This is a genomic window from Kitasatospora sp. NPDC048540 (assembly GCF_040651175.1).
Classification (GTDB): domain Bacteria; phylum Actinomycetota; class Actinomycetes; order Streptomycetales; family Streptomycetaceae; genus Kitasatospora.
This window is the reverse complement of the sequence record NZ_JBEZIR010000182.1, coordinates 1-12,881: the sequence shown is the minus strand read 5'-3', so window position 1 is coordinate 12,881 and position 12,881 is coordinate 1. Positions and strand designations below refer to the sequence as shown.

General features: G+C 75.1%; 10 protein-coding genes. 4 read left to right on the top strand and 6 right to left on the bottom strand.

Annotated features, from left to right (window positions below):
* Nucleotides 1–134: 134 nt before the first annotated feature.
* The 4 genes from AB0D08_RS37970 to AB0D08_RS37955 form a co-directional block, all read right to left on the bottom strand.
* Entirely contained in the window at nt 135–1,358 is a 1,224-nt protein-coding gene (locus AB0D08_RS37970) for a beta-ketoacyl-[acyl-carrier-protein] synthase family protein (protein WP_359894909.1), read from the bottom strand.
* Nucleotides 1,359–1,521: 163 nt separating this feature from the next.
* A complete protein-coding gene (gene thrS / locus AB0D08_RS37965; protein ID WP_304441491.1) occupies nt 1,522–2,847 on the bottom strand; it encodes a threonine--tRNA ligase in 1,326 nt (441 codons plus the stop codon).
* A gap of 91 nt (nt 2,848–2,938) precedes the next feature.
* Nucleotides 2,939–3,532: a Uma2 family endonuclease gene (locus AB0D08_RS37960; protein WP_149038104.1), complete on the bottom strand. Its 594-nt coding sequence runs from the start codon at nt 3,530–3,532 to the stop codon at nt 2,939–2,941.
* A gap of 121 nt (nt 3,533–3,653) precedes the next feature.
* The gene (locus AB0D08_RS37955; RefSeq protein ID WP_359894911.1) at nt 3,654–4,811 is read right to left on the bottom strand and encodes a TerD family protein; all 1,158 of its coding nucleotides are present in this window, start codon (nt 4,809–4,811) and stop codon (nt 3,654–3,656) included.
* 174 nt (nt 4,812–4,985) lie between these two features.
* Between AB0D08_RS37955 and pepN the strand changes: the two genes are divergently transcribed.
* Entirely contained in the window at nt 4,986–7,481 is a 2,496-nt protein-coding gene (gene pepN / locus AB0D08_RS37950) for an aminopeptidase N (protein ID WP_359894908.1), read from the top strand.
* A gap of 40 nt (nt 7,482–7,521) precedes the next feature.
* On the opposite strand, the gene AB0D08_RS37945 is transcribed toward pepN, so the two are convergent.
* Nucleotides 7,522–8,562: a hypothetical protein gene (locus AB0D08_RS37945; RefSeq protein WP_359894906.1), complete on the bottom strand. Its 1,041-nt coding sequence runs from the start codon at nt 8,560–8,562 to the stop codon at nt 7,522–7,524.
* A 268-nt stretch (nt 8,563–8,830) separates the two neighbouring features.
* On the opposite strand from AB0D08_RS37945, the gene AB0D08_RS37940 reads away from it, so the two are divergent.
* Nucleotides 8,831–9,331: an SsgA family sporulation/cell division regulator gene (locus tag AB0D08_RS37940; protein ID WP_051814492.1), complete on the top strand. Its 501-nt coding sequence runs from the start codon at nt 8,831–8,833 to the stop codon at nt 9,329–9,331.
* Nucleotides 9,332–9,347: 16 nt separating this feature from the next.
* Here the strand turns inward: AB0D08_RS37940 and AB0D08_RS37935 are convergent, their stop codons facing one another.
* Nucleotides 9,348–10,685: a GAF domain-containing protein gene (locus AB0D08_RS37935; RefSeq protein ID WP_359894904.1), complete on the bottom strand. Its 1,338-nt coding sequence runs from the start codon at nt 10,683–10,685 to the stop codon at nt 9,348–9,350.
* Between the two features lie 253 nt (nt 10,686–10,938).
* Between AB0D08_RS37935 and AB0D08_RS37930 the strand changes: the two genes are divergently transcribed.
* Nucleotides 10,939–12,060: a TIGR03364 family FAD-dependent oxidoreductase gene (locus tag AB0D08_RS37930; protein WP_033826265.1), complete on the top strand. Its 1,122-nt coding sequence runs from the start codon at nt 10,939–10,941 to the stop codon at nt 12,058–12,060.
* A 12-nt stretch (nt 12,061–12,072) separates the two neighbouring features.
* Nucleotides 12,073–12,750, top strand: a complete 678-nt coding sequence (locus AB0D08_RS37925) for a phosphonatase-like hydrolase (protein ID WP_359894902.1) — start codon at nt 12,073–12,075, stop codon at nt 12,748–12,750.
* The last annotated feature ends 131 nt before the right edge of the window (nt 12,751–12,881 follow it).

Sequence of the window (12,881 nt, the reverse complement as noted above, 5' to 3'; positions counted from 1 at the left end):
GACTCCCGCACCTCGTCCGGTCTCGTCGACGCCGGTGACGCGGGCTACCGCATGTCCCTCAAGTCCCTCGTTCCGGGCGGACACCGGGCACGGCCCGGCCGCGGGCGCGCCTCCGGTGCCCGGATGCCGGCCGGTCAGGGGGCAGCGGTGAACACCAGGGACGCGTTGTGGCCGCCGAAGCCGAAGGAGTTGGCCAGGGCGGCGGTCACGGGGACGTGCCGGGAGCGGCCGGCGACCACGTCCAGCTTCACGGCCGGGTCGAGGGTGTCGAGGTTGCGGGTCGCGGGGACGGCGCCGTCGCGGACCGAGAGGATCGCGGCCAGCGCCCCGAGCGCGCCCGCCGCACCGAACAGGTGGCCGGTCATCGACTTGACGGCGGTGACGGCCGGATGGGTGCCGACCGCCTCGGTGATCGAAGCGGCCTCGGTGAGGTCGCCCAGCGGGGTCGAGGTCGCGTGGGCGTGCACCAGGGCGATGTCGAGCGGCGACAGCCCGGCGGCGGCCAGCGCCATCCGCATCGCCCGCACCTGGCCGTCGGCGTGGGCGGCGGTGATGTGGTGGGCGTCCGAGGTGACGCCCGCGCCGGCCAGGACCGCGTGGGCGCGGGCGTGCCGGGCGGCGGCGAACCCGGCGCGTTCCAGCACGACCAGGGCCGCGCCCTCGCCGATGACGAAGCCGTCGCGGTCGGCGTCGAACGGCCGGGACGCCCGCCCGGGATCGTCGTTGCGGGTCGAGTGGGCCCTGGCCTGGGCGAAGCCCGCCAGCGGCAGCGGGTGGATGCAGGCCTCGGTGCCGCCCGCGACCACCACGTCGGCCCGGCCGAGCCGGATCAGGTCCAGGCCGGTCGCGATCGCCTCGGCCCCCGACGCGCAGGCGCTCACCGGCGTGTGGGCGCCGCCGCGCGCCCCCAGCTCGATGCTGACCCAGGCGGCCGGGCCGTTGGCCATCAGCATCGGGACGGTGTGCGGCGACACCCGCCGTACGCCGGAGGCCTCGAGGACGTCGTCCTGGCCGAGCATGGTGAGTGCGCCGCCGGTGCCGGTGCCGATCACCACGGCGAGCCGCTCCGGGGCGACCTCGGGCGCGCCCGCGTCCGCCCAGGCCTCCCGCGCGGCGACCAGGGCGATCTGCTCGCACCGGTCCAGCCGGCGGGCCCGCACCCGGTCCAGCACCTCGGTCGGCTCGACCCGGAGCCGGGCCGCGATCCGCACCGGCAGGCCCGCCGCCCACTCCTCCTCGATCGGGCCGATCCCCGACCGTCCGGCCAGCAGACCGGACCAGGTCGAGGCGGTGTCCCCGCCCAGCGGTGTGGTGGCCCCGAGTCCGGTGACCACCACCTCGTCGGTACGTGCCGTCATGGGCTGCCCTTCCTTTGTAGGAGTGCCACAGCCGCCCCCGACGGATGTGTCGGGGCGACCGTGGCACTCGGGCCACCCTGTCAGGTGAGTGACGGGAGATCAGGTGCGAGAAGCGACCGATTCCGGTGCGAACCTCCTGTGGGAACTCAACAGTGCGGCCCGGTCAGGGCCGGTCCCACAGTTCGGTGCGGTGCGCCGCGGCCAGGGCGCCGATCCGGGCCAGTGCCTCGGCGGCGGGGAGCGGGTCCGGGCGGCGGCCGTCCCGCAGCCGCAGCGCGACCTGCCCGGCCGCGGCCTCCCGGGGGCCGATCACCGCCTGGTACGGGACCAGCCGGGCCTCGCGGATCCGGGCACCGAGCGAGCCGCGGTACGGCGCGGCGAGCTCCGCGCGCAGCCCCTGCTCCAGGCCGCGCGCCACCAGCTCCTCGGCCTGCGGCAGTTCGGCCTCGGAGACCGGCAGCACCACCAGCTGGACCGGTGCCAGCCAGGCCGGGAAGGCGCCGCCGTGGACCTCGATCAGGTGCGCGACCGCCCGCTCCACGCTGCCGATCACACTGCGGTGCACCATCACCGGCCGGTACCTGCCGCCGTCCGGCCCGATGTAGTGCAGGTCGAACCGCTCCGGCTGGTGGAAGTCGATCTGGACGGTCGACAGGGTGGCCTCCCGGCCCGCCGGATCGGCGATCTGCACGTCGATCTTGGGCCCGTAGAAGGCCGCCTCCCCCGGCGCCGCCTCGTACGCCACGCCCGCCTTCTCCAGCACCTCGACCAGCAGCGCGGTCGCCCGCTCCCACAGCGCCGGGTCGGCGACGTACTTCCCGCCGCCGCCCGGCAGGGACAGCCGGTAGCGGGCCGGGCGGATGCCGAGCGCCTCGTACGCGCGGCGGATCAGCTCCAGTGCCGCCAGCGCCTCGTCCGCGGCCTGCTCCACGGTGCAGAAGATGTGCGCGTCGTTCAGCCGGATCGAGCGGACCCGGGTCAGTCCGCCCAGCACCCCTGAGCGCTCGCTGCGGTACATGTCACCCAACTCGGCCATCCGCAGCGGAAGTTCGCGGTAGCTGTGGGAGCGGGAACGGTAGATCAGCGCATGGTGCGGACACAGGCTCGGCCGCAGCACCGCCTGCTCGGCGCCGAGGTCCATCGGCGGGAACATGTCCTCGCTGTAGTGCGACCAGTGACCGGAGAGCTCGTACAGCTCCCGCTTGCCCAGCACCGGCGAGTACACGTGCCGGTAGCCGGCCCGGCGCTCGGCGCCGCGGACGTACTCCTCCAGCGCGTGCCGGACGGCCGCGCCGTCCGGCAGCCAGTACGGCAGACCGGCTCCGATCAGCGGGTCGGTGTCGAACAGGTCCAGCTCGCGGCCGAGCCTGCGGTGGTCGTGCATCGTGGTCTCCTCGCGGGGGAATCGAGGCGAGTGACCGCACGGCGAAGCCCCGGGGCACTCGCCCCGGGGCTTCGGACACAGACAGCTGTCAGCGCGCCGGGACACTCTCCGGCGTCGTCGTGATGGCAGCAGCGCGCTTCATGCCTTTCACGCTAGCAGAGCCCCGGCGCGGGCCGCCGGGCCTTTTCCGCCACCCTCACAGGAACGGCTTGGTGTCCAGCTCGAACCCGAACGGCTCCGGCAGCACCAGCGGCCCGCCGAACGGGGCGAGGTGGACCACGGTGTACTCGTCCCGCAACGGCTGGGAGAACAGGCTCACTTGCGCCTTCTCCCGGTCGACCAGGAGGTACAGCGGGATGGCGGCGCGGGCGTAGCAGTGCCGCTTGGCGATCCGGTCCTGGTCGGGACGGCTGGAGGTGACCTCGGCGACCAGCGCCACCCCGGCGGGCTCCATCCAGGGCGGGGCGCCCCGGAAGAGCCCGAGATCCTCCGGCGCGAAGGTGGCGTCGGGGATGACGTGGTTCCTCGGGCAGAGACCGCCGCTGACGAGTCTGAGGCCCTTGTAGCCGGAGACGCTCATGTCGACCGCGGACTTCCGGATGACCTGCTTGACCAGATGGCTGACGCAGTCCTCGTGGTCCCCGTCCGTGGGTGGTGCCACAACGATCTCTCCCTCGATGAGCTCGGCCCGGAAGCCCTCGGGGGTGTGCAGGCCCAGGAAGTCCTCCAGCAAGAGGTCTTCCTGCGTAGGGGAGTCCTGGGCCGGTCGCTCATGTGCCATGGCACTCATGATGCCCCTCCTCTGGGTGAGCGTCACGCTACGGAGCAGGGCAGCGCCGATGGGCCGGGTACCGACCGAGGTTCGCTCGAAGGGGTGGCGGCGGACAGGTTTGCGAGCCGGGCCGGCCGGGTCAGAGCATGGCGGCGGCGGGCTTGACCATGCTGCGGGCGGTCTTGGCGTCCACGTACTCGCCGAGTGCGGTCATCACCCACTCGCCGGAGAACTGCCGCACCAGCTTGCACATCGCGACGCCGGTGTGCGGCTCGGACTGGGCGAGTTCGAAGCGGACCAGTTCCTGGCCGCTGCCGGCGTCGACCAGGCGGCAGTAGGCGTTCTTGATGTCGGTGAACTTCTGGCCGGAGAAGGAGTTGACCACGAAGACCAGGCCGCAGACCTCGGCGGGCAGGCCCTCCAGGTGGACGGTGATCGCCTCGTCGTCGCCCGCGCCCTCGCCGGTCAGGTTGTCGCCGGAGTGCGCGATCGCCCCGTCGAAGATCGACAGCTTCATGAACCAGGCGGTCTCGATCTTCTTGCGCTGGGCGTCGAAGGCGATGCAGGAGGCGTCCAGGTCGATGTTGCGGCCGGCGCCGGCCGGCTCCCAGCCGAGGCCCATCCGGACCGAGGACAGGAAGGGCTTGCCGCCCTTCTCCAGCGAGACCGAGCCGCCCTTGACCAGGTTGACCTTGCCCTTGTCGAGGGTCACCTTGCCGACCGACGGCGGGCCGCTCGGCCGCGGCGGCGCACCGGCCGGCCCGGACGGCGGCGCGGCCGCGGTGGCCGCGGCCGGGGCGGGGGAGTCCTCGACGCTGACCCCGAAGTCGGTGGCGATCCCCGCCAGGCCGTTCGCGTAGCCCTGGCCGACCGCGCGGACCTTCCACTCGCTGCCGCGCCGGTACACCTCGACCACCACCAGGGCGGTCTCCGGGCCGAGCCGGGGCGGGGTGAAGGTGGCGAGCACCCGGCCGGTGGCGGTGTCGCGCAGGGTCGCGGTCGGCTCGGTGCCGGCGAAGGTGGCGCCGGCCTGGTCCAGGCTGGCCGTGACGACGACCTTGGCGATGCCGGCCGGGACCGCCGAGGTGTCGACGGTGATGGCGTCGGGCTTGCCGCCGGCCGCCGGGCGGTGCGTGACGCCGGGGCCGTTCGGTGCGTTGAAGAAGACGAAGTCCGCGTCCGAGCGGACCTTGCCCGCCTCGGTCACCAGCAGGCCGGAGACGTCGAGCGCCTTGGGTGCGGTCACCTCGACCGTCACCCGGGTGGCGGCGAGCGGCGCGTTGCCGCCCTGGGTCAGGACCGTGGTCACGATGATCCTCCTCGACGGCTCGGCGTCACCGGCTGGGCACGGCCGGCGGGGCCCGGTCACGGGCCGCCCCCACCCTAACCACCCGGGTGTCCTGACATGCCGTGACCCGGCTGGAAGCGGAACGACTTGTCCCGCCCGGGCACGCTGGGACAGCATGCAGGAATGTCAGCCCTACAACGCTCCGAGGCGCTCCTGCGTGCCCGCCTGCTGGACATCCGCTCCTACACCGTCGAGCTCGACCTGACCCGGGGCGAGCAGGTCTTCGGCAGCACCACCGTGATCCGGTTCGGCTGCGCCGAGCCCGGCGCCGACACCTTCGTCGACCTGGCGGCGGCCGAGCTGCGCCGGGCCCGGCTGAACGGCCGTCCGCTGGAGCCGGCCGCGTTCGAGGGCGACCGGATCCGGCTGACCGGCCTGGCCGCCGAGAACGAGCTGCTGGTCGAGGCCGAGCTGAGCTACTCGAACACCGGCGAGGGCCTGCACCGGTTCACCGATCCGGCGGACGGCGCCGGCTACGTGTACGCCACCCTCGGCCCCGATCTCGCGCCCCGGCTGTTCGCCTGCTTCGACCAGCCCGACCTGAAGGCCCCGTTCACGGTCTCCGTCACCGCCCCCGCGGACTGGCAGGTGGTCGCCAACGGCGCGCTCGCCGAGGCCCGCGACGGCCGCTGGGAGTTCCTCCCGACCGAACCGGTCAGCACCTACCTGGTCACCGTGGTCGCGGGGCCGCTGCACTCGGTGTACGCCGAGCACGACGGCATCGGGCTCGCCCTGCACGCCCGCCGCTCGCTCGCCGCGGAGCTGGACCGGGAGGCCGGGGAGCTGTTCGAGGTGACCCGCGACTCGCTGGACCGGCTGCACGGGCTGTTCGACCGCCGCTACCCGTTCGGCCAGTACCACCAGGCCTTCGTCCCCGAGTTCAACTGGGGTGCGATGGAGAACCCGGGCTGCGTGGTGCTGCGCGACGAACTGCTGTTCCGCTCCGCGCCGACCGACGCGGACCGCGAGCTGCGCGCGATGATCGTCTGCCACGAGATGGCCCACATGTGGTTCGGTGACCTGGTCACCATGCGCTGGTGGGACGACCTGTGGCTGAACGAGTCCTTCGCCGAGATGCTCGGCTACCGGGTCGCCGCCGAGTCCACCCGCTTCACCGACGCCTGGACCGGCTTCGCCGCCCGCCGCAAGGGCTGGGGCTACGACGCCGACCAGCGGGCCTCCACCCACCCGGTGGCCGGCAACGGCACCGGCAGCGTCGCCGAGGCGATGGGCAACTTCGACGGCATCTCGTACGCCAAGGGCGCCTCGGCGCTGCGCCAGCTGGTGGTCTGGCTCGGCGACGAGGCCTTCTTCGCGGGGATCAACGCCTACTTCGCCGAGCACGCCTTCGGCAACGCCGAGCTGGCGGACTTCCTGGCCGCGCTGGCCGAGGCCGGCGGCCGGGACGTCCGGGCGTGGGCCGACGCCTGGCTGCGCACCAGCGGCGTCGACACCCTGCGGGTCGAGGTCCGGTACCAGGGCGACCGGGTGGCCGGCGCCGCGGTGGTCAACGAGGGCACCCGGCCGCACCGGATCCGGCTCGGGGTGTACGACCTGGCCGGGCCGGCCGTCGTACGGCGCGCGAGCATCCCCCTCGACGTGGCTCCCGGCGGCCGCACCGAGGTGCCCAGGCTGGCCGGCGCCGCCCGCCCCGCCCTGCTGCTGCCCAACGACGGCGACCTCAGCTGGACCAAGATCCGGCTGGACCCGGACTCCTGGCGGACGGTCACCGGTTGGCTCTCCGGCATCGACGACGGCCTGACCCGCGCCGTGCTCTGGGAACACGCCCGCGACCTGGTCCGCGACGGCGAGCTGGCGCCCGGCGCGTACCTGCGGCTGGTGGCCGGGCACCTGCCGGCCGAGACCGCGGTCGCCGCCGTCGAGGCGGCGCTCGCCTTCGCCCGCACCGACGCGGTCGGCCGCTACCTTCCGCCCGCCGAACGCCCGGCCGCGCTGGCGGTGCTCGGCGGCGCCGCCGAGGCCCTGCTGACCCGGCCCGGCGCCGGCCACGGCCTGCGGCTGGCCGCCCTGCGCGGGGTGGTGGAGAGCGCCGACTCGCCGGCCGACCTGGCCCGGCTGCGGTCCTGGCTGGACGGCGCCCAGCTGCCCGAGGGCCTGGACCTCAGCCCCGACCTGCGCTGGTCGGCGCTGGCCACCCTGGCCGCGAAGGGCGCGGCGGACGAGGCCGCGATCGAGGCCGAACTGGCCCGCGACCGCAGCGACATCGCCGAACAGGGCGCCGCCCGGGCCCGGGCGGCGCTGCCGGATCCGGCGGCCAAGGAACGGGCCTGGGCCGCGCTGTTCGGCGACGGACTCTCCAACCGGCTGCTGGCCGCCACCGCCGAGGGCTTCTGGCGGTCCGGTCCGCCGGAGCTCCAGGAGGCCTATGTGCGGCGCTACTTCGAGGCCGTCCCGGCGGTGGGGGAGCGCGGCGACCGGGTGGCGGCCGTCCTCGGGCACGCGCTGTTCCCCCGGGAGCGGGCCACGCCCGATGTGGTCGCGGCGGCCGAGGACTGTCTGGCCCGGCCGGAGCCGACCCCGGGCCTGCGCCGGGCGCTCTCGGACGAGCTGGACGACCTGCGCCGGGCCGTCCGGGTCCGCGCCGCGGCCGCCGGCTGACCGGCCGGTGGCGGGCCGTCGGGCCCGCCACCGGTCCGGATCAGTAGCTGTCGAAGGTGCCGCGGGCGGCGACCGCACGCGGCTGCCGCAGGGCGAAGGCGGAGGCGCTCCAGCTCTCCGCGGCCGGCCCGGCGGTCGGCGGTACGGTCGCGGTGGGCCGGTCGGTCGGCGGCAGGACGGTCATGGTGCGCGGATCGGCGCTGCGGGCGGCGCCGGACGGCACCGGGCTCGGCAGGACCGGGCCGGGCAGGACGGCCGCCGGGAGGGCGGCGCCGGTCACGGTGAAGCTGTACCGGCCCGGTGCGACGTCGACGCCGGGCGGAAGGGTGAACCGGTAGACCAGGCTGTCGTGGTCGAGCGCGACGGTGGCGACCGCGCCCGGCAGGTCGCTCCACGGCACGGTGCCGGGCAGCACGTCGGGCCGGGACAGCCGCAGCTCCACCTGAAGGGCGGTCAGCGGCTCGGCGACGGTGAGGGCCACCGTGTGCCGGGTGCCCGAACGGCCGAGCGGGGTGACCTCCGCGGTGCCGCGCAGGGCGTGGTCCGGGGCGAGCCCGGTCGGTCCGGGCGAGGGCTGCGCGCTGCCGCCGCCGGGCCGGGCGCTGTCGGGGGAGGCGCTCGGGGAGGCGTCGGCCAGGGCGATTTCGGGGCCGGTGCCGGGGTCGGCGGTGTCCGGCCCGGCCGGGGTGGACGGGGTGCCGGTGGGCCGTACCGTCACCGGCTGCGCGGTGCTGCCGGCGCCCTGGCGGGCCCCGGGCAGGGCGGTGGCGGCCGTGGTGGTGGCGGGGGCCGGGGCGGGCCCGGGGGTGCCGGGTGCGGCGGCGGCCCGGGCGGGTGCCGGGGTGGCGGCGTCCGGGCTGGGGACCGGCGGGCTGGCGCCGACCGACATCCGGGGCTGGCGGCCGACCTGTTGCTGCTCGTTGAGCAGCCAGGTGGTGAGGAGGCTGATCCCGACCACGGTCGACATCGCCATCGCGGCCCCGGAGAACCTCAATGTCGGCAGCCGGAAGCGGCCGCCCAGGGGTTTCGGCCGGCCGTGCCGGCGGACCGGCCGCGTGGCCGTGCCACTCTCGCGGAGCACCACCGTCACTCCTCCCTCTCCGCCTCGCACGGGCGCCGGCAGCTGCGGCGGGGCCCTGAGGATATCAGCGGCCAGCACGCCGTCCGCCAGCCCTCGAGGCGCACCAGTTACGCTCGCTGCGCCCATTCTAGTGACCTGTGGTGCGCGTGAGTTGACGGAGCGTCGGAACGACGCCCGGGCCGGGACTGCAACCCCGTTGCAACTCTTGCCGTCCGCCGTCCGGTACCGCACGCTGGCCTCTAACCCAGCCGCCCCGGAGAGACCGTCTATGCCGCGCGACCCGCTGTCCGCCTCCTCGAACCAGCCGCTCGCCGCCACCCCCACGGGCGGCGAACCGGGCCGGATCGCCGCCGTTCCACCGGTGGTGGAGGAGGTCCTGACACTGCGGATCGCGCTGGACCAGGATCTGGTGGGTGAGGTGCGCACCAGGTTCCGCTACGAGGCCGAGCGCCCGTTCGAGGTGCGGCTCACCTTCCACCTGGGACGTCCCGACGAGGCGGACTGGGTCTTCTCCCGCGAGCTGCTGCGCGACGGACTGGCGTCGCTCAGCGGCCAGGGCGACATCAAACTCTGGCCGGCCTACTGCCCCTGTCACGGCTCCACGCTGCACCTCGCGCTGGACTCCCCGCACGGCAGTGCGCTGCTGGAGGCGTCCAAGCCGCGGGTGAAGGCCTGGCTGGACCGCACCTACGCCTGCGTCTCGGCCGCGGCGGAGGCCGCCCTCGGCCCCACCGACGAGCAGCTCGCCGCCCTGCTGGCCGGCAACTGACCCCGCCCGGGCCGGTTCAGCCGGCCGGCAGCACGACGGTGCCCGCGGCCAGGCCGGCCCGCAACTCCCGGACGGCCGGGGCGGTGGAGCCCGGCAGCAGGTCGTAGGGTTCGGCGGGCGCGCGCACCGAGACCAGGGCCGACCCGGAGAGCCGGTACGGGCGGTGCTCCAGCAGGCCGCCCAGGTGGCGGCGGAGCCGGGAGAGTTCGGCCCGGACGGTGACGGTCCGGCTGCGGTCGCCGAACAGCGCCTGCGCCAGCTGGGCGGCGCTCAGGCCCTCCCGGTGGACGGCGAGCAGCAGCAGCAGTTCGGCGTGGCGCGGGCTCGGCCCGTACGACCAGCCGCCGGCGGCGCCGGAGACCCACAGCTGCGGCTGCTCGGCCCGGGTCAGGTCGAGCCGGATCCTGGTCCCCTCGGCCTGGTCGGCGGGCGCGGTGGGCGGTCCGGCGAGCGGGCGGACCAGCCAGCCGTCGGCCAGCGGCTCGACCGCGCACTCGCCGAGGCCGGGCAGCCGCTGCCGGTCGGCGCCGGCCCAGCCGTCGGCGGGCGGCTGCAGCCGGGGCAGGTCCGGCATGCCGCTGGCGGCGGCGGTCCAGCCGGAGCCGTCCACCACCAGCGCCGGTCCGGTGAACCGGGCCAGCAGCGGGGCCGCCACCGTGCGCAGCCGGTGCAGCGACTCCAGGTGCCGGGCGCGCAGTTCGGTCTCGGCCAGCCGGGCGGCGGTGACGGTGAGCTGGAGCAGGTACGGGGTGCTGGAGTGGGCCGGGCCGCTGAGGTCGATCACCCCGGCCAGCCGGCCGGTGCGCGGGTCGCGGACCGGCGCGGCCACGCAGGTCCAGGCGTGGTGGCTGCGCAGGTAGTGCTCGGCGGAGTGGACCTGGGTGGCGCGGCCGGTACGGGCGGTCAGGCCGATGCCGTTGGTGCCGACCTCGTCCTCGGACCAGCGGGCACCGTGTTCGAAGCCGATGGTGCCGGCGCTGCGCAGCAGCGGGCGGCTGCCCTCCAGCCAGAGCACGTGGCCCTCGGGGTCGGTGATGGCGAGCAGCAGCGGGGTGCCGGCGTCGGGGGTGATCAGTGAGCCGCGCAGGACCGGGAGCACCTGGTCGAGTCCGTTGTCGCGGCGCCGGTGCTCCAGTTCGGCGGCGTCGATCCGGCGGGCGTTGCGGCCGAGTTCGGGGTCGAGGCCGAGGCGGCGCAGCCGGGCCCAGGAGTCGCCGATCTCGGGCCGCTGGTCGTCCTGCGGCGGTGCGTCGGTGCCCGGTTCGCCGCTCATCGCGCGGTCGTAGGCGCGGGTCAGTGCGGCGGCGCCGGCCTGGGGGCGGTGGCCGCGGGCGGGCCGGTGGCTCCGGTGCACTTCGGTCCCCCTGATCGAACTGATCGAGCCGCAGTCTCTGGTTGACAGGGTACGGCCGACTGGCCGGGACATGGCGGGTGAGGTCGAATCGGTGACCCGGCGGGCGGCGCTCGGGCACACTGGTCCGTTCGCTCCGGCGCCGGTCGGGCCCGCCCGGTGGGCCCGGGTTGTCTGTACAACTTTTGCCAGGCGGTTCATCTCGGTGACCCCGGCCGGTCGATCTCCCGTCACCTCGGCGCCGGAGCCTGTCCGCATGAGAGTCATCGTGGTAGGAGCAGGCGTGCTCGGCACCATGCACGCCTGGCAGGCCGTCGAGCGCGGCCATGAGGTGGTCCACATCGAGCGCGAGGCCGAGGCCCGCGGCGCCTCGGTGCGCAACTTCGGCCTGGTCTGGGTCAGCGGCCGGGCCGGCGGCGAGGAACTCGCCACCGCGCTGCGCGCCCGGGAGCTGTGGGAGCGGATCGGCGAGCGCGTCCCCGGCCTGTACTTCCGGGCCAACGGCTCCCTCACCGTGGTCCGCAGCCAGGAGGAACTCGCCGTCGCCGAACAGGCGCTGAAGCTCCCCGACGCCGCCGAGCGCGGCTACCGGCTGCTCGACGCCGACGAGGTACGGGCGGCCAACCCCGCGCTGCGCGGCGACTTCCTCGGCGGACTGTGGTGCGAGCGGGACGCGGCCGTCGAGCCCCGGCTCGCCCAGCCCGCCCTGCGGTCGGTGCTGGAGGCCTCCGGCCGGTACACCTTCCTGCCCGGACGCGAGGTCCGCGAGGTGGTCGGCTCCTCGGCCGTCCGCGACGACCACGGGCAGCTGCACGAGGGCGACCTGGTGATCCTGTGCACCGGCGCCTGGCTCGGCGGCCTGGTCCGCGAACTCGCCCCGCAGTTGCCGGTCCGCCGGGTCCGGCTGCAGATGATGCAGACCGACCCGCTGGGCGAGAGCCTGACCACCTCGGTCGCCGACGGCGACAGCTTCCGCTACTACCCTGCCTTCGCCGGGCCCGCCCTGGAGGCCCTCAAGGCCGCGCAGCCGCAGCCGCCGGTCGCCGCCGAGCACAAGATGCAGCTGCTGATGGTCCAGCGCCAGGACGGCGGCCTCACCATCGGCGACACCCACGAGTACGACCAGCCGTTCGGCTTCGACGTCGTCGAGGAGCCCTACGAGCACCTCGCCGCCGTCGCCGAGGAACTGCTCGGCCGCCCGCTGCCCAGGATCCGCCGCCGCTGGGCCGGCGTGTACGCGCAGTGCACCGACACCACCAGGGTGGTGCACCGCGAGCAGCTCGGCGACGCCGTCTGGCTGGTCACCGGTCCCGGCGGGCGCGGGATGACCTGCTCCCCGGCCATCGCCGAAACCACCGCACAACTCGCCAACCTGTAAGGGCTGTTCAACATGAGCAACGACATCCGCCTGGTCGTCCTGGACATGGCCGGCACCACCGTCGCCGACGACGGCCTGGTCGAGCGGGCCTTCGACGCGGCCGCCGCCGACCTCGGCGTCGCCGCCGGCACCCCCGAGCACGACCGCATGCTGGAGCACGTCCGGGTCACCATGGGCGAGTCCAAGATCTCGGTCTTCCGGCACCTGTTCGGCGACGAGGCCAAGGCCCAGCAGGCCAACCTCGCCTTCGAGACCGCGTACCACGACCTGGTCGACGCCGGCCACTGCGCGGCCCTGCCCGGCGCCGCCGACGCCATCGAGCAGCTCCGCTCGGCCGGCCGCACGGTGGTGCTCACCACCGGCTTCTCCCGCTCCACCCAGGACCGCATCCTCAAGGCGCTCGGCTGGCAGGACATCGCCGACCTGACGCTCTGCCCGGCCGAGGCCGGCCGCGGCCGCCCGTACCCGGACCTGGTGCTGACCGCGCTGCTGCGCACCGGCACCGACTCGGTGCGGCAGATCGCGGTGGCCGGCGACACCGGCTACGACATGCTGACCGGCACCCGCTCCGGCGCCTCGGTGGTGGCCGGCGTCCTCACCGGCGCCCACCGCGAGGAGCGCCTGCGCGCCGACGGCGCCACCCACGTGCTCGGCTCGATCGCCGAGCTGCCGGGCCTGCTGGCCGGCTGACCCGCACGGGAGGATCGCGGCCCGGCCGGGCACAGGTGCCGACCACGCTCGGCGTTCCTGCGGACGCGGTTCTTGACGCGGGGCTGCCACTTCGAGCGGACCTGCTGCTCGATCTTGGCTGCGGCCTGCGG

Coding starts and splice junctions, on each gene's coding strand:
- AB0D08_RS37970 (WP_359894909.1), bottom strand. CDS start 1,358: ATGACGGCACGTACCGACGAGGTGGTGGTCACCGGACTCGGGGCCACC.
- AB0D08_RS37960 (WP_149038104.1), bottom strand. CDS start 3,532: ATGAGTGCCATGGCACATGAGCGACCGGCCCAGGACTCCCCTACGCAG.
- pepN (WP_359894908.1), top strand. CDS start 4,986: ATGTCAGCCCTACAACGCTCCGAGGCGCTCCTGCGTGCCCGCCTGCTG.
- AB0D08_RS37940 (WP_051814492.1), top strand. CDS start 8,831: ATGCCGCGCGACCCGCTGTCCGCCTCCTCGAACCAGCCGCTCGCCGCC.
- AB0D08_RS37930 (WP_033826265.1), top strand. CDS start 10,939: ATGAGAGTCATCGTGGTAGGAGCAGGCGTGCTCGGCACCATGCACGCC.
- AB0D08_RS37925 (WP_359894902.1), top strand. CDS start 12,073: ATGAGCAACGACATCCGCCTGGTCGTCCTGGACATGGCCGGCACCACC.